Annotated in this window: 16 protein-coding genes, 1 tRNA gene and 1 pseudogene; 7 read left to right on the top strand and 11 right to left on the bottom strand. The window is 61.4% G+C overall.

Translation table 11 applies throughout. The annotated features are described in order from the left end of the window. Positions 1 to 17: 17 nt before the first annotated feature. Positions 18 to 431, bottom strand: coding sequence for a VOC family protein (locus BN69_RS00245; RefSeq protein ID WP_014889527.1), 414 nt, complete (start codon positions 429 to 431; stop codon positions 18 to 20). After that, positions 431 to 1,429, bottom strand: a complete 999-nt coding sequence (locus BN69_RS00250) for a small ribosomal subunit Rsm22 family protein (protein ID WP_014889528.1) — start codon at positions 1,427 to 1,429, stop codon at positions 431 to 433. The genes BN69_RS00245 and BN69_RS00250 overlap by 1 nt, the downstream gene beginning before the upstream one ends. A gap of 263 nt (positions 1,430 to 1,692) precedes the next feature. Between BN69_RS00250 and leuC the strand changes: the two genes are divergently transcribed. Beyond that, the gene (leuC, locus tag BN69_RS00255; RefSeq protein ID WP_014889529.1) at positions 1,693 to 3,105 is read left to right on the top strand and encodes a 3-isopropylmalate dehydratase large subunit; all 1,413 of its coding nucleotides are present in this window, start codon (positions 1,693 to 1,695) and stop codon (positions 3,103 to 3,105) included. Between the two features lie 23 nt (positions 3,106 to 3,128). On the opposite strand, the gene BN69_RS00260 is transcribed toward leuC, so the two are convergent. Together BN69_RS00260 and BN69_RS00265 are read right to left on the bottom strand one after the other, a co-directional pair. Further along, positions 3,129 to 3,416 carry a hypothetical protein gene (locus BN69_RS00260; RefSeq protein ID WP_014889530.1) on the bottom strand — a complete coding sequence of 96 codons (288 nt, stop codon included), beginning with the start codon at positions 3,414 to 3,416 and terminating at the stop codon, positions 3,129 to 3,131. 196 nt (positions 3,417 to 3,612) lie between these two features. Then, complete coding sequence (locus tag BN69_RS00265) at positions 3,613 to 3,915, bottom strand: hypothetical protein (protein WP_014889531.1); 303 nt, start codon at positions 3,913 to 3,915, stop codon at positions 3,613 to 3,615. Positions 3,916 to 4,006: 91 nt separating this feature from the next. Between BN69_RS00265 and BN69_RS00270 the strand changes: the two genes are divergently transcribed. Then, positions 4,007 to 4,420, top strand: a complete 414-nt coding sequence (locus BN69_RS00270) for a metallopeptidase family protein (protein WP_014889532.1) — start codon at positions 4,007 to 4,009, stop codon at positions 4,418 to 4,420. Here the strand turns inward: BN69_RS00270 and BN69_RS00275 are convergent, their stop codons facing one another. Both BN69_RS00275 and BN69_RS00280 read right to left on the bottom strand, forming a co-directional pair. After that, complete coding sequence (locus BN69_RS00275) at positions 4,421 to 4,885, bottom strand: peroxiredoxin family protein (protein WP_014889533.1); 465 nt, start codon at positions 4,883 to 4,885, stop codon at positions 4,421 to 4,423. Between the two features lie 226 nt (positions 4,886 to 5,111). Then, positions 5,112 to 5,483, bottom strand: a complete 372-nt coding sequence (locus BN69_RS00280) for a hypothetical protein (protein ID WP_014889534.1) — start codon at positions 5,481 to 5,483, stop codon at positions 5,112 to 5,114. Between the two features lie 504 nt (positions 5,484 to 5,987). Here BN69_RS00280 and BN69_RS00285 point away from each other — a divergent pair. Continuing rightward, positions 5,988 to 7,094, top strand: coding sequence for an extracellular solute-binding protein (locus tag BN69_RS00285; protein WP_244434996.1), 1,107 nt, complete (start codon positions 5,988 to 5,990; stop codon positions 7,092 to 7,094). Between the two features lie 110 nt (positions 7,095 to 7,204). Here BN69_RS00285 and BN69_RS00290 read toward each other — a convergent pair whose 3' ends face one another. From BN69_RS00290 to BN69_RS00305, 4 genes are all read right to left on the bottom strand, one after another. Next, positions 7,205 to 8,050, bottom strand: coding sequence for a hypothetical protein (locus BN69_RS00290; RefSeq protein ID WP_148276986.1), 846 nt, complete (start codon positions 8,048 to 8,050; stop codon positions 7,205 to 7,207). A gap of 975 nt (positions 8,051 to 9,025) precedes the next feature. Further along, positions 9,026 to 9,101: transfer RNA gene (locus tag BN69_RS00295), tRNA-Asn, on the bottom strand. Positions 9,102 to 9,213: 112 nt separating this feature from the next. Continuing rightward, positions 9,214 to 10,122, bottom strand: coding sequence for a sugar kinase (locus BN69_RS00300; RefSeq protein ID WP_014889538.1), 909 nt, complete (start codon positions 10,120 to 10,122; stop codon positions 9,214 to 9,216). A gap of 72 nt (positions 10,123 to 10,194) precedes the next feature. Continuing rightward, a complete protein-coding gene (locus BN69_RS00305; RefSeq protein WP_014889539.1) occupies positions 10,195 to 10,533 on the bottom strand; it encodes a HesB/IscA family protein in 339 nt (112 codons plus the stop codon). 173 nt (positions 10,534 to 10,706) lie between these two features. Here BN69_RS00305 and dgt point away from each other — a divergent pair, with 173 nt between their 5' ends. From dgt to BN69_RS19680, 3 genes and pseudogenes are all read left to right on the top strand, one after another. Beyond that, complete coding sequence (gene dgt / locus BN69_RS00310; protein ID WP_051013211.1) at positions 10,707 to 12,017, top strand: dGTP triphosphohydrolase; 1,311 nt, start codon at positions 10,707 to 10,709, stop codon at positions 12,015 to 12,017. A 213-nt stretch (positions 12,018 to 12,230) separates the two neighbouring features. Continuing rightward, positions 12,231 to 13,139 (top strand): lipase family protein, encoded by a 909-nt coding sequence (locus BN69_RS18280; RefSeq protein ID WP_051013212.1) that lies wholly within the window; start codon positions 12,231 to 12,233, stop codon positions 13,137 to 13,139. Positions 13,140 to 13,263: 124 nt separating this feature from the next. Beyond that, positions 13,264 to 13,446 (top strand): annotated as a pseudogene (locus BN69_RS19680) (integrase core domain-containing protein); the annotation flags it as partial. 42 nt (positions 13,447 to 13,488) lie between these two features. On the opposite strand, the gene BN69_RS00320 reads toward BN69_RS19680, so the two are convergent. After that, the gene (locus BN69_RS00320) at positions 13,489 to 14,277 is read right to left on the bottom strand and encodes a response regulator transcription factor (protein WP_014889542.1); all 789 of its coding nucleotides are present in this window, start codon (positions 14,275 to 14,277) and stop codon (positions 13,489 to 13,491) included. A gap of 564 nt (positions 14,278 to 14,841) precedes the next feature. Between BN69_RS00320 and argS the strand changes: the two genes are divergently transcribed. Beyond that, entirely contained in the window at positions 14,842 to 16,623 is a 1,782-nt protein-coding gene (gene argS, locus BN69_RS00325) for an arginine--tRNA ligase (protein WP_014889543.1), read from the top strand. Positions 16,624 to 16,709 lie beyond the last annotated feature (86 nt).

A 16,709-nucleotide genomic window follows, 5' to 3' on the forward strand; every position in this document is an offset into this window, starting at 1 on the left:
GTTTCGGGCGGCTTTTTTTAGGTCTCCAGCGGCGCGTTAAGGATCCAGCGGTGGCCGAACGGGTCGCGCAGGGAGGCGTAGCGCGTCCCCCAGAAAGAATTGGTCGGGGCCGTCTCGACTTTGCCGCCGAGCTTGGCGGCGCGCGCGCAGACGTCGTCGACGTCCTGCGCCTTGTCATATTCAAGGCTGATCGAAACGGTCACGTGCTCGCCGGGCATGGGCACGCGCGTCTGACCGAATTCGGGAAAGATGTCGGCGAGCATCACCGAGCCGCCGTTGATCAGCAGTTCGCAGTGGGCGATGCGCAGCCCGTCGACCGACGGCATGAGCGCCCGCTGCTGGGCGCCGAAGGCGCCGGTGTAAAAGGCGATGGCTGCGGCGGCGGGGCTGACGGTCAGATAGGGCGCGACCCTCGGACGTGGCTGTTTCATCAAATTTCCTCCGCCGGGGCGCACAGCGGATCGCCCCAGTCTTTTTTCCTGATCTTTTCGTAGCGCGCCTTGTCGCGCTTGGGAATGAATGTCTCTGCGAATGCATTATCGGCGCAGAGCCTAAGGGAAACGCCCGCCTTGCTGACGCGGGGCGGGGCGATGATGCGCGCCCATGGCGCCGTCCCGGCGGTCCGTCCCGCGATGAGATAAGCGAACTTCTCGTCCTCGAAGGGCGCGTCGGCGCCTTTGACCAATTTGTGCGCGCGCCGTCGCGGCAGCCGGACCGAAAAATGACACCAATCGTTCGCCGGCAAAGGGCAGGGCGCCTGGTGCGGACAGGGTGCGAGAATATGCGCGCCCAGCGCGATCAGCCGGCCGCGGACGATCATCTGCCGCGCATGGTTACGCGGAGTCCCCGGCTCGACGATGACAAGCGCGCCGCTCGTGCGCGACCAAAGCTGATCGATGACGACGGGCAGGTCGGCTTCGGCGATTTCGGTGAGCGCGTAGCCGACGACGACGAGGTCGAAAGGGACGGCTTCGCCCGCCTGCGGCTTGACGAAATCCGCCAAGCTCGCTTCGACCGCGGCGGCGACGCCGCTTTCCTGCATCAGACCGGTCGCGAGGTTCAGGAAGAGCGCGCTGCGGTCGATGAGCGCAATCTCGGCGATGCTGGGCCACACGGCCGCCGCAGCGTAGGAGCCCGCGCCAAGACCGCAGCCGACATCGAGCACCCGCTTTGGCGCAAATTCGGGGCGCTCCTCGTCGAGCCGGCCGAGCGCCCTCACGATGGCGGCGTAGGTCGCGGGCATGCGCGTCGCCGCATAGGCCAAGGCGTCGGCCTCGTCGCGGATCGTTTCGACCGTCGGTTTGCGTGACCGATAGCGCTCCGACAGCTGCCGGGCTCTGTCGCGCAGCATCCCTTGAGCGCGGCCCTCCAGCCGCGCCTCGATCGCCGCCGCAAGGGGCGCAGGAAGCTCTGGGGAGGGCAGGCTCATCGCTTATGGACTCGGGGAGGGCCGCGCCTTGAACTCTCTTCCATGCAGCTTGCGTTACGGGTAGAACAGCCTCAATTCAAGGGAGACGATGAGAGTCGGCCAATTGCGGTCGGCCTCATGCTGAGGAAGCTGGGGCGCTCTCAAAGCACGAGGGCGCCGCCAGAGATTTCCTTGTCCTTCGAGATGCGGCCCGCGCCGCTCCTCGGGATGAGGCGATCAAACCAGCGAGCCGGATGCGACAGGCCGGCAAGAGGAAGAGATAAATGTCCAACGCCGCGCCCCGCACCGTTTACGACAAGATCTGGGACGACCATGTGGTCGAGCGCCAGGAGGATGGCGCGTCCCTGCTCTATATCGATCGCCACCTCGTGCATGAAGTGACGAGTCCGCAGGCCTTTGAAGGCTTGCGTATGACGGGCCGGTCGGTGCGCGCCCCGCAAAGGACGCTCGCCGTCGTCGATCATAATGTGCCGACGACCGATCGCTCTTTGCCGATTGAAGATTCCGAGAGCAGGGCGCAGGTGGAGCAGCTTGCGCTCAACGCGCGTGAGTTCGGCGTCGAATATTATGACGAGCACGACCGGCGCCAGGGCGTCGTGCATATCGTCGGCCCGGAGCAGGGTTTCACTCTGCCCGGCATGACGATCGTCTGCGGCGACAGTCATACCTCGACGCATGGCGCCTTCGGCGCGCTGGCGCATGGCATCGGCACGTCCGAAGTCGAGCATGTGCTCGCAACCCAGACGCTGATCCAGAAGAAGGCGGCCAATATGCTGGTGCAGGTCGACGGCAAGCTCGCCGACGGCGCCACCGCGAAGGACATCATCCTCGCGATCATCGGCAAGATCGGCACCGCCGGCGGCACCGGACATGTCATCGAATATGCAGGCAAGGCGATCCGCGACCTGTCGATGGAAGGCCGCATGACCGTCTGCAACATGTCGATCGAAGGCGGCGCCCGCGCTGGGCTCATTGCGCCGGATGAGAAGACGTTCGCCTATCTGAAGGACCGCCCGAAAGGTCCAAAGGGCGAAGCGTTCGAGGCGGCCCGCAGATATTGGGAGACGCTGTACACTGACGAGGGCGCGCATTTCGATAAGATCGTCAGGCTCGACGCGAGCAATCTGCCGCCGATCGTGACCTGGGGCACGTCGCCCGAAGACGTCGCGACCATCGACGGATTCGTGCCCACCCCCGACAGCGCGAAGACGCCGCAAAAGCGCGCCGCGATCGAACGCGCGCTCGACTATATGGGTCTGAGGGGCGGCGAACGCATCACCGACATCGAGATCGACCGCGTGTTCATCGGCTCCTGCACCAACGGCCGCATCGAAGATCTGCGCGCGGCGGCGAAGATGGTGGAGGGAAAGAGCGTCGCCGATCGCATCAACGCGATGGTTGTGCCGGGATCGGGTCTCGTAAAGGCGCAGGCGGAAGCGGAGGGCCTCGACAAGATCTTCACCGCCGCCGGCTTCGAATGGCGGGAGCCGGGCTGCTCCATGTGTCTGGCGATGAATCCCGACCGTTTAGCGCCGGGCGAGCGCTGCGCGTCTACGTCCAATCGCAATTTCGAGGGGCGACAGGGCTTCAAGGGCCGCACGCATCTCGTTTCGCCGGCGATGGCGGCGGCGGCGGCGATCGCTGGACGCCTGGTCGACGTACGCGGCTGGCGATAGACGAGACTCTCACGCAAACGGGATCACTCCTCGTCCGGACCTGTCCCTTCTTCGTCCCAATCGGGATTGCGGCGCCACGCGTCGTCGCTCCACGGACGCGGATCGCGCCAGGAAGGACCGCCGCGCCCCCACCATTCGCCCTGGCGCTGCTGATCAGCGCTCTCGTCCGTCTGGTCCTGCTGACGATCGTCCGCCTTCTGGACGACGCGTTCGGAACTCGGCGGCAGGCGGCCCAGGGCTGGAGCGAAAGTCGCGGAGTTCACGAAGCCGACGACGCCGAGCGCAAGCGCTGCGATCAATAGCTTGTTCATGAGTCTCTCCTCTCACGATGGTCCTTGCCTGAACAATGCTTGGCGCTGAATGTTCCTGCATCGCCGTGGTTTGCCGGCGCCGCCGCGAGGAAACGGATGCGCCGGCCGCGCCTTCGAAGGCCGGCCGGAGCAAAAAGGCGCCCGCAACTTGCGGACGCCTGATGTTTCAAAGGCTCGACGTCAATGACGCGATGGCTTAATCGTGGTCACGTCGGCGGTTCTTGTCCCAGTCGCGCTTGTGACCGCCGCGCCAATTGTCGTCGCGCCAGTTGTCGTCGCGCCAGGAGCGGTTTTCCCGGCCCCAGTAGCCGCGTCGGTTGTGATCCCAGCCGCGATGATAACCGCGGTTCTCCTTCCAGTTCCAATCGCGCGCTTTCTGCACAAGCCCGCCATCGGTCTGAATCAAGCCTGGAGCATGTGAAGCGGCGGGCGCCGACACTGCGGATTGCGCGAAACCGAAAGCGCCAAGCGCAAGCGCCGCGATCAACAGCTTATTCATGAGTGAGCTCCTATGATGGTGATCCTGCCTAACACCACATGGCGCCGATTGTTCCTGCGCATCGCGGCGTTTAGGCTGCTACAATTCGACGATGACTGAACGGGAATGGAGCCGTCTAAGAGCGCCGACGCTCGCCGATATGGAAGCGCTGGCGGATGCGGCCTTCGCCGCCTTGCCGCAACGCTTCACGCGGCTGTGCGAAGGTCTCGTCATCCGCGTCGAGGATTTCCCCGACGATGAAACGCTCGACGACATGCAATGCGAAAGCGAGTTCGATCTCTTGGGTCTCTTTCGCGGGCGCGGCCTGACGCAGGGCGCGCATCTTTCCGAGACCGGCGAGCAGCCGAACATGATCTGGCTCTATCGCCGGCCGATCCTCGACTATTGGGCCGACAGCGACGACACGCTCGAAGCGATCGTCACCCATGTTCTCGTGCATGAGATCGGCCATCATTTCGGATTGACCGACGACGATATGGAGGAGATCGAACGGCGCGCCGGATAGTCAGGGCGCGGGTTCGGCGAGCAGCGTTCCGATGATGGCGCCGAGCGCCATGTCGTCCTCTTGTCCAAAGCCGTGATGACGAATGGCGCCGTCGCGGCCGATGAGAATCGCGGTCGGCGTGCCGCGCATGTCATAGCGCGCCATGGTGATGGGGATGGGGCCATTTTCGCCGGGCTGATCGACGCCGATGGGAAATGTCAGCCGATATTCATGGATGAAGGCTTCGAGCGACACCGGCGTCATCGCCGCGTGATGTTCGAACACCGTGTGCAGGCCGATGACGGCGAGATCGGAATCGCGGAACAGCGCATGCGCGCGCTGCGCCTGCGGCGTGCCATGCGCGACGCAGCCCGGACACAGCATCTGAAAGGCGTGCAGCAGAACCACCCGCCCGCGCAAGCCCGCCAGCGTGATCGGCGTCGGCGTATTGAACCATTGCGATACGGCGAGTTCCGGCGCTTGCACCTACTATGCCTCCTAACACCCGCAGTCATTCCCCCAGCCTGCGGGGGATGACAGACCCAGCGAACGGATCAACAGAAGTTCATATCATACCATTACCGTTTGAACTGCTCGGATGTCATTCCCGACGCGCGAAGCGCGATCGGGAATCCAGAGCAAAACCAGCGTTCCTGTATAGGCTCTGGATTCCCGATCAGGCCTTCGGCCTGTCGGGAATGACAGGCCAGGATCACATTCGTCGATCGTCGTCTTGTCCCGCTTCGCGCTCGTTCTCGCGTTCGAAGGCTTCCCTTTCGAACGGAATATTTCGGTAGGCGGCGTCGTGATCGCGCAGGCGCCACAGGTTGATGAGATAGTCGCGCAGATAGATGAGATAGAAGCGCGCGATGCCGTGCCGGTCGATCTGCTCCTGATGAATGAGCTCATGCCGAAAGAGCGTCGGCGAGACGTCGGACTCATCGCCCTTGAAGAGGATCGTGCGTCCCATCACCATGCCGCGATAATTGCGCGCGAGCGGCAGTTTGAAAATCCAGTGGCGATAGCGCACGCGCAGCGGCCGGCGCGGCCAGGCTTTTTCCGGTGAAATTTGGCGCGATCGCATGAACGCGCGCTCCTCAAGTCGGCGTCTCGGGGGTGGCGAGTTGATGTCAGCCCCGTCTTTCGGTCAAGCCTTTGGCCTGCATGCGCTGAGTCGCTGGACGAAGGCGACGGCGAAGCGTTTTTCACGCTTGGCGCGTGTCGCGGCGCGGCTCAGCTTCACTTTGGCGACAATAGTTAGAGCGCTTCCCGATCACATGGAATCATGTGATCGATAAGGGAGCGCTCAAAATCAGAACGTTGGAGCAGGTTCTCATCGAAAAAGTCTGTCAAATTTTTCGGAACCTGCCCTAGGCCGCGCGGTCATCCGGATAGAGAGATTTCGCTTGCGCATTGCCGCGATTGCGGAGGCGCATAGATATTTGCTTTCAAGACGCCCGCCATGGGGTTCTCGACAGAAAGACCAGAGCGTTCCCCGATGAGTCCCACAAGCGTCCTTAGGGTCGCGCTGAGCGGCGTCGCGTTGTCGTTCTTTTGCTGCGTCCTTCCCGCAATCAGCCAAGAAAGAATGGTCAATGTTTTGGGCTGGGGCGACTACGTCGATCCCCGTGTGCTCACGGACTTCACCCGGTCGACCGGCATCCAGGCGACATACGAAAACTATAGCTCCGACGAGAGTTTAGAAAAGGCGCTTCAGCCTGGGAAGCGCGCTTTTGACGTCGTGATCGTCTCGAGCGGCGTATTGCGACAGCAGATCGCCAGGGGCCTCTATCAGAAGCTCGACAAGAGCAAGCTTCCAAACGCCGTCAATCTTTGGCCAGAGATTATGGAGCGCCTTGCCGCCTATGACCCGGGGAACGAACACGCCGTCAATTATGCGTGGTTTGCGATGGGGATCGCTTACGACGTCGGAAAGGTCAGGGAGCTCATCGGCAAGGCCCCGCCGTCCTCGGATTTCTCGTTCGACTCATGGGGCCTGCTTTTCCAGCAGAAAAATTTGAAGAAACTTTCGTCCTGCGGGGTGGGAATTCTGGACAGTCCTGAGGATTTGTCTGCAGCCGCGCTGCAATATCTGTGGTCCAACTGGCGACTTTCGCCGGGTTTGGATCGACGCACGGACGTCGTGCGCGCCGCCGAGCTTTTAACCGCCCTGCGGCGCGACGGGAAACGTCTCGACTCGCGCGACTATGTCAACGCGCTGGTCAACGGCGACGTCTGCGTCGCGGTCGGCTATTCCCTGGATAGCCTGCGCGCCCGCTACACAGCCGGCATGGTGGAGGAATTTGTCGAGATCGACTTTTTCATCCCTCGGGAGGGCGCTCCCATTCGACTCGACAATCTCGTCATACCCACGGACGCTCCACATGTCGAAGAGGCGTACACATTCATCGACTTCCTGCTGCAGCCTGAAATCGCCGCCCGCAATACGAATTTCATTGGCGTCGCCAACAGCGTCCTCGCCTCGAAATCCTTGGTCGATGGGAGCATCTCAAGAAACAAGTCGATATACCCGGACGCCGCCATGATGAAGCGTCTGGTCGCGCCGCAACTCGATGACGGCGCGCCCGCGAACGGGCTGACGATCGGTCGCGAGGGAACGACGATCGTAAAGGGCGCCACGATGTGGGGATTAGGCCGGCGCGTCTCCAAGCCGGCCAAGTCAGCCACCTTCTAGGGGCAGGTTCCGAAAAAGTTGACAGACTTTTTCGATGGCTTTGAGCGATTCCTTATCGATTACATGACTCCATGCGATCGGGAAACGCTCTCAAGGCCAGCCCCGCGCCGTCATTGGCCACCGGCCTCAGTCGGCTGTTTTTCAGCGCTCTCCGCGGGCTTTGGCGCCGATGTCGAGAGACACATCGTTGGACGAAGTTTTTCAATCGTCACGATGGCCTTCTGCGAGGCCTGCATTTTCTCGTTGAGATCGAAAATCTGTTGTCTTGTGGCGGCGACATCCTTCAAGTCAGCCTCAAGCGTGTCGTTCATCGACTTCAATATGTCCGCCGAGTGGGGCATATCGCCCAGATTCACCTGTTTCAGGTTTTGCTCGATTTTCATGGCGCAGCTGATGCGCCGGTCATATTCGGTCCTCAAGTCCTTAAATCGAGCTACGAACGTGCCCGCCTTTGTCAGATCCGTCGAAAGCGCGTCGGGCCTGATGCGACAGATTGCATCGACGCTGCCGACCGCGGGATATTTGGCCTCGATGATGTGTCCGTATTCGCTGTTGAGCTTTTTGGCTTCATCCAGGAGCGTATTAAGGCTGCAAACGAATTGCTCGCGCCCGCGATAGCAGCTGTCCAGTCTGATCGCGCCCTTGGCGCCTGGCAACGTTAAGCTTGGCGTTTCATTGGAGTCCTTTTCGCAGGCGGCGAGCGCCGCGGCCAGAGCGCCGCTATTGCTCGCGGACGAAGCGTCTCCGGCTTCCTCCTCGGAGGATGGACGGTGGAGACCGCGATAGCGAGAAGTCTCTCGGCGCGCGATCTGTTGCGGCTCATAGTATCCCGCTTCCATAGCCCGAGCGGCGCTCGGTCCGCGTTCGGCGGAGGGGAGGTCGATCAGCACAAGCAGAGCGGCTCCCGCCGCGAGCTGCGCCGCCTCAAGAGTTTTTCTGTTCAGAATGGCCATCATCGGGCCCTCTCGGATTTTCAATGCCCGACGAACTCAGGCTCAATACTGCAAACATCGTTCTGCTCCAGCAAATGGCAACTCATGGCGCTTGCATGAAATGGCGCTTGCACGAAACAGTTGATGCGACGTCAGAGGACGTGTCCCACGTCCAAAGTTCGCTGCCGCATGTCCGAGGGGAAACGCAGGGGCTGGTTGCAATCAGCCCGTGGGGCCGGCTCATTCGCTTGGGAAAGGCGCGGCGCCGGGACGCCGGCAGGCGCTCGCCTTCGAAAAATTTGAGTTTTGAAAGCGGCTCTGCTGTCCGCCGAAAGGCGAAGCCGGGCGTCAGGCCGCGCATCGGGACCGAGCCCTGCGGATGCGCAGGGCAGGGATAAGGCGGGGACGCCATTCACGCCGCGCCGAACCGGCGACGCGGATTTCCTGCATCGAACTGGCGGAGCCGAGAACCCCGCCGCCCGATTCACGAGTGATGGTGATGATGATGGTGATGGTGATGATGGTGATGATGGACGACGCCAGCCGACCTCGCCCCTGCGGGAGCCGGCGAAGGGGTGACGGGCGTCGCCGTAGTCTTTCCCGTCACGTCGTTCAGCACGTTCGTAACTGCCTGGCCCGCCTCGGCCCCCACGCGATTCACTCCAGAGGCAAGCTCTGAAATAGGATTTTGGGCTCTCGCTGCTTGAGCAGTGAGAGCCCAGCCGACCATCAGGCCAAACGCCAACCCAGCATTCTTAAAGCACGCCATGCGAACCTCCCTGTTTCTCTCTGCAAAAGGGTCCTCATCAATAATTGGCGGCCGCGGCCAAGCCAATGGCTTTGCGCCAGCGACGATCGAGTTTTTTAGCAAGAGCCGCTGGCCGAGCGCATCTCGCGGCGCCAGTTGGCCCCCCTCGGCGGAGCGTAGCGAGGGATATTGCGCCTAACCCACAATTTTCAGGGTGAAAGAAGGCGGGCGGCGGTTTGTGGAAGGTTTTCTGGCTCCCCGAGTAGGACTCGAACCTACGACCTAGCGATTAACAGTCGCGTGCTCTACCAGCTGAGCTATCGGGGAATGCGGTCCCGCGTATACAAGGCGGGCGGCGGTTTGCCAAGCCCGCCCCGGCGACTCCGTCGTGCATAAATGTCGGCGTCGTCCGGACGGACCGGCGCCGCGAGGGATTTGCTCAAACCGGGCTGAGCGCGTCCGCTGGCGCAAAGGCCGCGAGCGCCGCGGCGACGTCGTCGGGCGAGGGCAGTCCCGCCTCATTGCCGAGATGCTGGATTTTATGCGCCGACGCCGCGCGGGCGAATTCGAAATGTTCCCGCCAGGGAGCGTCCGGCCGCTCGAGATAGGAGGCGCAATAGGCGCCGTGGAAGACGTCGCCGGCGCCGGAGGTGTCGACGATGAGCTCGTGCGGCACGGCGAGCGACGGCATCTGCGAAATCTCGCCCTCCTCGTCGTACCACAACATGCCCTTTTCGCCGGTCGTCACGGCGCCGATTCGGCAGCCCTTGGATTTCAGCCAGCCGAGCATGTCGAGTTCCGACACCGACATCTGCTCGCAGAGCTTTTCGGCCACCACCGCGACGTCGACGTAGCCCGTCAGCTCCTCGATGCAGGGCCGCAGCGCGCCGCCGTCAAGCGAGACGAGCGCGCCGCGCGCCCGCGCCGCCTTGGCGTAATGCAGCGCCGCGTCGGCCATATGTCCGTCGAGATGGAGGAGTTTCGTTTCCGAAACGTCGAGGCGGGGAACGCCCTGCAGATAGGTGTCGTCGCGTGCGCGCAGGATCGCCCGCTTGCCGTCATTGGGCCAGATGAAGGACAGCGACGAGCGCGCCACCCGTCGCGGATGGACGTCGATCCCATAGGTATGGGCCATGTCCATGAACATGTGGCCGAGCCAGTCGGGCGCGAGCGTGGTCAAGAGATCGACGGGATGGCCGAGCTTGGCGCAGGCGAAGCCGGCGGTCACCGCGTTGCCGCCGAAACTCACCGCATAGTCGTGCGCCAACGCCTTCTGGTCGCCCGAAGGCATGCGCTCGGCGCGCATGGTGACGTCGATATAGGCGTGGCCAATGAAGAGAGCGTCCAAGGCCGAAACTCCCAAGATGGCGCCGAGCGGTCCGCAGCAGCGTGACGCCTGCCTGCGGCCGCGGCTGTGGCGTCAGACTGAAAAGCTGGTGCCGCAGCCGCAGGACGAGACCGCGTTGGGATTAACGACACGGAAGGACTGTCCCATCAGATCGTCGACGAAGTCGATTTTCGCGCCTGCGAGAAAGCCAATGGACGCGGGGTCGATCGCGACCCTTGCGCCGGCGTGCTCAAGCAGCGCGTCCTCTTCGCCTGGGGCGGGATCGACGGCGAAATGATATTGGAAGCCGGAGCAGCCGCCGCCCTCGACTGAAACGCGAAACACCGCGCCGGGCGACTCATTGGCGAGGATCGCGTGAATGCGCCGCGCCGCCTGATCGGTGAGCGCGATGTCGCTTGGCGCCGTCGTCATCCGTTTCTCCGTCACTTGCCTGCGCGGGCCGTCGCGAGTTACTGCGGGCGGGACGCCCGATCGAAAGAAACTCGCCCGAAAGCTAGATTACAGCATATGCCATTCTCCGGCGGCCCGGCCGTTTGCTGGATATGCTCCCTGTTGCAAGATAGGTCCAAACCTGAGGCGTTTCAATGAAAGGCGCGCATGTGGCGGTTCGCGGCCCTCTCGCGGCATACGCCAGCGACGCCGCGCGCTCGCGCGGCCGGCTCTATCCGGAGGCGCCGTCGCCGACGCGCAGCGAATTCCAGCGCGATCGCGACCGAATCATCCATTGCACCGCCTTTCGCCGGCTCGCGCATAAGACGCAGGTCTTCGTGCCGCTCGACGGCGACCATTTCCGCACCAGGCTGACCCATACGATCGAGGTCGGGCAGATCGCCCGCGCGCTCGCCCGCGCGCTGCGGGTCGATGAAGACCTCGCGGAAGCCGTGGCGCTCGCCCATGACCTCGGCCATACGCCCTTCGGCCATGCCGGGGAGGGCGCGTTGGAGGCCTGCATGGCGCCTTATGGCGGGTTCGATCACAACGCCCAGGCGCTGCGCGTCGTCACGCTGCTGGAGCGCCGTTACGCCCGCTACGACGGCCTCGATCTGACCTGGGAGACGCTGGAGGGCATCGTCAAGCACAATGGGCCGCTGCTGCCCGGCGCACGCGGCGTCTTCCCTCATCCTGAGGAGCGGGCGAAGCCCGCGTCTCGAAGGACGAGGGAAGGGATCGCGCCGTCGGGTAAACCCGACTTGCGGGCCGCTCAGGATGAGGAGCCACCGGCCGGCGAAGCGCATCGCCGTCCGCTGCCGCGCTATATCGCCGAATTCGACGCGATCTTTCCGCTCGATCTCTCGACCTTCGCCAGCGTCGAGGCGCAGGCTGCGGCGCAGGCCGACGATATAGCCTATATCGGCCATGACATCGACGACGGCCTGCGCGCCGAACTGTTTTCGCTCGACGACATCGCGCGAACGCCCTTCATTGCGGGGGTGCTCGCCCATGTCCGTGACGAATATCCCGGCCTCGAGCGTCAGCGCGTCATCCACGAACTCGTGCGCCGCGTCATCACCGCCTTCGTCGAGGACGCCATCGGCGAATCGCTGCGGCGTCTGGCGCGCGTTTCCCCGGCGAGCGCCGATGACGCGCGGCGGGCGGGCGAAGCCCTTGTCCGTCTCTCGCCGCCGATGGCCGAAGCCGAGCGCGACATCAAGGCTTTCCTCTTCGCCAACATGTATCGGCACGAGAAGGTCATGGGCGTCTGGGAGCGCGCGCGCGACGCGATTTCGCGGCTGTTTCCAGCCTTTTTCGAGCGGCCCGAGCTGATGCCCGCGGAATGGGCGGCGCAGGCGGTCGCGCTCGAGGGCGCCGAGCGCGCGGTGGTGGTCGCCGACTATATCGCCGGCATGACGGATCGATATGCGCTCAATGAGGTGAAGCGGGTGTTTGGGGGATGAGGCGACTTACAGATGCTTTACGTTGAACGCGCCATCCAACTTTTCTTTCAACAATAAGGGCGGCGGTTGTTGCAATAGTCTTCTATTTTCGATGGCCTTGGCCTAATGTCTGATTAGACTGGCTCCGTCATTGGCGGCCAGCCAAACTCTGCCGTTCACATTTTTGTAACGGCTTCTTAGCGTCTTCCGACGCAGTTTCTAGGAAAGTTTCTCATGACTGATTTTGTGAAATTCCCTTTGGAAAAATTCGAGCGCGACGCTTTCGAAGATTTCAACGCTACATCGGACTTTCAGCTCGGTAACGCGCGAGCTTTGATGTGGGTTTCTCAATTGGTCTACCAGACGGACGATTTGCCTGCGCTGGCGGAGGTCGTGAACGCGTGGGGCTTTACTTCTCTGGAGAAGTTCGTTCGAGGTAACTTGACCTGCACGACCACCGGTCTTCGTGGCGTCCGCAATGATGCCGTCATTCTCGCTTTCGCGGGCACCGACCCCGGAATTCTTCAAACGCTCATCACCGATGTCGAAGCTCGGATAAATAGCAACAATATCCATGAAGGGTTCGAAGAGGCGTTAGCGGTTGCGATAAACGATGTGCAAGCAGCCGCCGCCCTCGCCAACGGAAAGCCTCTGTTCATCACAGGACATAGTTTGGGAGGCGCACTTGCGGCTCTTGCCGCCAGATACTGCTCTTCCAAAGGGGCAATGCCATGCGCAGTTTACACCTTTGGGATGCCGCGCGTTGGGGACGAGCGCTTCGCCGAAGAGTACAATTCCTCTGCTCTCGGCCCGATCACTTATAGACTCGTGCATGGCGATGATATCGTCCCCTGTGCGCCACCATCACAGCTTGGTTATCGCCATGTCGGCCGTGTCCTACAATGTGCGACGGGAGGCAAGTTCGCTACACCTGCAAATTTGTCCGCCGTAGGCTCGGATGATCCACGCCTCGCAGGCTCCATTCTGGGAGGCTTTAGAAGTTATGCGGCTGACATTTTATCAGGTAAGTTCCTCGGCAGGCCTGGCCCGATGCCTGGACCCCTTGGAGAGGCTTTTCGACTACTACCGCCGCAGCTCAGGCACCACCTCCAAGATTACTATCTGGACGCCTTAAGACCCTAACATCCCATCAGAGCGTTGAACGGCGAAATTCTTTTGAGCGACATGGCCTCAGCCTCGCCCAGGCTCATCTCTTCGCGCCGCGCCCGCATCTACATGGCAAACTCCTGATGACGAAATCTTTTAGTCCTTTAAGGAGGACAGGATCGTGATCGAGAGTTGGCGGCATCATTACAAAACCGTCCGGCACCATGGATCGCTCGGCTACAGGCCCCCAACCCCCGAGGTCTTCGTGCCTGCACCCGCCGCGCGAGCGGCTGCGCAATCCCGGCCAGCTCCGCCATCCGCGCTGGCTCGGAGGCAGGGACCTGCCTCCGAAAAGTTGGACCGTTTGAAGCTGGAAAATTCTAAGTCATGGGCAGGCGTGCGCGCTGTGCGGCGTCGCGCCCGTCGCGTCCTGGCATGAGTGAGCGTCGGTAGCTGGTTTCCTTTCCAAAATGTCGAAAACGAAATGAACAAGGTGATCAACGCGATTCGTTACGCCAAAAACGAACCCCGGAGTTCCATGCCCTGGCTTGTATTCCCCTCTGTAAATTAAAACCGGAGTATTTTTTCCTCGATCAGCGAGCTGTTTTGCAAAATCACAGCCAGCATAAGGGAACTTCGTCTCAACACCGGCATAACATTGCGCTTTCTCGTCATTCTGCCTATCCATATTTTCTATCACAATATCATAGCCGCTATCAGCCTTAGCAAAATCATCGATTAAGTCCAAACCCTCGCGTGTTGATTTTGCCATATCTATTTTGATCCCGTATGCACCGAGCACACGTCTCTCGAACTTATTTTGAACCGGATGTTTGTCGTCTATCCATAGAATATTTGCTCCGATAACTTGCTCAGCTATAATATTAAATCTTCTGTTTATTGGCTCAAAGAGCGTCGCAATCTGATTGTTTGTGAAAAACACTTTCGAATCTCTAACCGCCATTATCGCATTGTTCTTTGGTTGAGTCAGCTCCACGACGAACGACGCCACCGCGATTTTTCCTATCTCGTGTTTTCGTATCAAATCCAGCGCAGGCTCAAGAAGCGAACAGAACGCAAATGCGGCGAACAACACCCATAGGAGCCCGGGAAGCGCTTTCAAAAGCTCAATCCAAGCCGGTGAATGACCTTTTCCCTCCGATTGCTCGGCCATATCTCCCTCCCAAGTTGGAAATTATATATATATATATATATTCTATGTATGTTTTCGTTGTCTTAAAGTTTGCGGACTCCAAATAAGAGCTTGAACTCCTCAAAATTATCTCGAGTCGGAGTGTATTCTAGATATAACTCTCGTTTTTTCAGTTCGCTTCCTTCGCAGGCAAAAAGGGGGACAGCTTTAAATAAACATGTATCGTAAACGACCGTTTTGAGACCGTCTCAGTCTGCCGTCGTTCTAGCGGAAAATAAAACTAATCGATGCGCATCGGCTACGCCAGAGCATCGACCCTTAACCTGAACGCTGAACTCCAGCTCGAAAAATGTGCGAGGCGGTGTGTGAGCGGTCGTGACCGATAAAGCCCTACGGGGCGAGCGCCGATTCGGTCGGAGCAGACGCGCCTGCTGCGCGGAATGGCGCGCGAAGCGACGCGCTCGTCGTCCGCGATGGGAGGCTGTCGGCGAAGTGGCAAGGTCTCGCTATAACCTCGCCACAGCAGGTGCGCGTGGCGCCGCAGTCTGCTAAACCGCCGCGCAACCATTCCCGCTCTGGACCTCCATGAACATTTTCGACGACTTTCACGCTCGCATCGCCGCCATTCTCGATCGCATCGCCGCCGACGGCCGGCTGCCCAGTCTCGATCACGCGCGCTTCGTCGTCGAGCCGCCGAAGGACGCAACGCTGGGCGATCTCGCGTCGAACGCCGCCATGGTCTTCGCCAAGGAGGCGAAGCCGCATTTCGCCTCTCCGCGCGAACTGGCGGTTGAAATCGGCTACGCCCTTGCGCAATCGCCGGACGTCGCCGCGACCGAGGTCGCCGGGCCGGGTTTCATCAATATCCGGCTGAAGCCCGAGATGTTCACTCAGGTTCTTCGCGCCGTATTGCGCGATCCGCGGAATTTCGGCCGCGTCGCCAAGAGCCGGTCAAGCGCGCTGCAGGGCAAGGTGAATGTCGAATATGTGTCGGCCAATCCGACGGGGCCGATGCATGTCGGCCACGGACGGGGCGCGGTCTTTGGCGACGCGCTCGCAAATCTCTTGGCCTTTTCGGGCTGCGAGGTGACGCGCGAATATTACATCAATGACGCGGGCGCCCAGGTCGACGTCCTGGCGCGCTCCGTTTATCTGCGCTACCGCGAGGCCCTGGGCGAGGCGATCACGATCCCCGAGGGGCTCTACCCGGGCGACTATCTGAAGCCCGTCGGCGAGGCGCTCGCCAAAGCGCATGGCGAGGCGCTCGCCAGCGCGGCGGAGAGCGAGTGGCTGCCGCTCGTTCGCGCCGCCGCCATTGACGCGATGATGGAGATGATCCGCGGCGATCTTGCCGCCTTGAACATCACGCATGAGACGTTCTTTTCCGAGCGGGCCTTGCATGCAAAAAAGGACGGCGTCTCGGCGATCGACGCCGCCATCGACTGGCTGCGGGCCAAAGGCCTCGTCTATGAGGGCCGCTTGCCCCCGCCAAAAGGGCAATTGCCCGACGACTGGGAGGATCGCGAGCAGACGCTGTTCAGATCGACGCAATTTGGCGACGACGTCGACCGCGCCTTGAAGAAATCCGACGGCTCGCCGACCTATTTCGCGGCCGATATCGCCTATCACAAGGACAAGATCGATCGCGGATTCGACACGCTTGTCGACGTTTGGGGCGCCGATCACGGCGGCTACGTCAAGCGCATGACGGCGGCCGTCGCCGCCCTCTCGGACAAGCGGGTGACGCTCGACGTCAAGCTTTGCCAACTCGTCAAGCTGATGCGCGCCGGCGAACCGGTCAAAATGTCGAAGCGGGCCGGGGACTTCGTCACGTTGCGGGAGGTCGTCGACGAGGTCGGCGTCGACGCCGTGCGCTTCATGATGCTCTATCGCAAGAATGACGCGCCGCTCGACTTCGACCTCGCCAAGGTCATCGAACAATCGAAGGACAATCCGGTTTTCTATGTCCAATACGCCCATGCCCGGGGAAAATCGGCGCTGCGGCAGGCGCTCGCCGCTTTTCCCGACATCGAGTTCTCGGCCGAAAGCTTGGCCCAGGCGAATCTGGCGCTTTTGGCGGATGAGGGCGAACTTGCTTTAGCCAAGATCATCGCGCAGTATCCGCGCGTCATCGAAGCTGCGGCCGCCGCGCACGAACCGCATCGCGTGGCCTTTTATCTGCACGAGCTGTCGAGCGTGTTCCATTCGCATTGGAATCGCGGCAAAGATCAGCCGCACTTACGGTTTGTTAAGTCTGAAGAGAGAGAGTTAACCATCGCTCGGGTTGCGCTGGTTAGCTCTTTAACGATCGTCCTGGGGTCAGGCTTGAGGCTGCTCGGCGTGAGCGCCCCCGACGAGATGCGCTAATCGACGCCTTGAGCGGTCAGGGCCAGGCGTAGGACGCGCTTATCGATTTGCTTCGCGCCCCCAGGAATTAACGAGCGAGGTGCATT

The organism is Methylocystis sp. SC2 (assembly GCF_000304315.1).
Taxonomy (GTDB): domain Bacteria; phylum Pseudomonadota; class Alphaproteobacteria; order Rhizobiales; family Beijerinckiaceae; genus Methylocystis.

Coding starts and splice junctions, on each gene's coding strand:
- BN69_RS00270 (WP_014889532.1), top strand. CDS start 4,007: ATGACTGAACGGGAATGGAGCCGTCTAAGAGCGCCGACGCTCGCCGAT.
- dgt (WP_051013211.1), top strand. CDS start 10,707: ATGAAAGGCGCGCATGTGGCGGTTCGCGGCCCTCTCGCGGCATACGCC.
- leuC (WP_014889529.1), top strand. CDS start 1,693: ATGTCCAACGCCGCGCCCCGCACCGTTTACGACAAGATCTGGGACGAC.
- BN69_RS00305 (WP_014889539.1), bottom strand. CDS start 10,533: ATGACGACGGCGCCAAGCGACATCGCGCTCACCGATCAGGCGGCGCGG.
- BN69_RS00280 (WP_014889534.1), bottom strand. CDS start 5,483: ATGCGATCGCGCCAAATTTCACCGGAAAAAGCCTGGCCGCGCCGGCCG.
- BN69_RS00320 (WP_014889542.1), bottom strand. CDS start 14,277: ATGGCCGAGCAATCGGAGGGAAAAGGTCATTCACCGGCTTGGATTGAG.
- argS (WP_014889543.1), top strand. CDS start 14,842: ATGAACATTTTCGACGACTTTCACGCTCGCATCGCCGCCATTCTCGAT.
- BN69_RS00285 (WP_244434996.1), top strand. CDS start 5,988: ATGGTCAATGTTTTGGGCTGGGGCGACTACGTCGATCCCCGTGTGCTC.
- BN69_RS00245 (WP_014889527.1), bottom strand. CDS start 431: ATGAAACAGCCACGTCCGAGGGTCGCGCCCTATCTGACCGTCAGCCCC.
- BN69_RS00260 (WP_014889530.1), bottom strand. CDS start 3,416: ATGAACAAGCTATTGATCGCAGCGCTTGCGCTCGGCGTCGTCGGCTTC.
- BN69_RS00265 (WP_014889531.1), bottom strand. CDS start 3,915: ATGAATAAGCTGTTGATCGCGGCGCTTGCGCTTGGCGCTTTCGGTTTC.
- BN69_RS00290 (WP_148276986.1), bottom strand. CDS start 8,050: ATGATGGCCATTCTGAACAGAAAAACTCTTGAGGCGGCGCAGCTCGCG.
- BN69_RS00250 (WP_014889528.1), bottom strand. CDS start 1,429: ATGAGCCTGCCCTCCCCAGAGCTTCCTGCGCCCCTTGCGGCGGCGATC.
- BN69_RS18280 (WP_051013212.1), top strand. CDS start 12,231: ATGACTGATTTTGTGAAATTCCCTTTGGAAAAATTCGAGCGCGACGCT.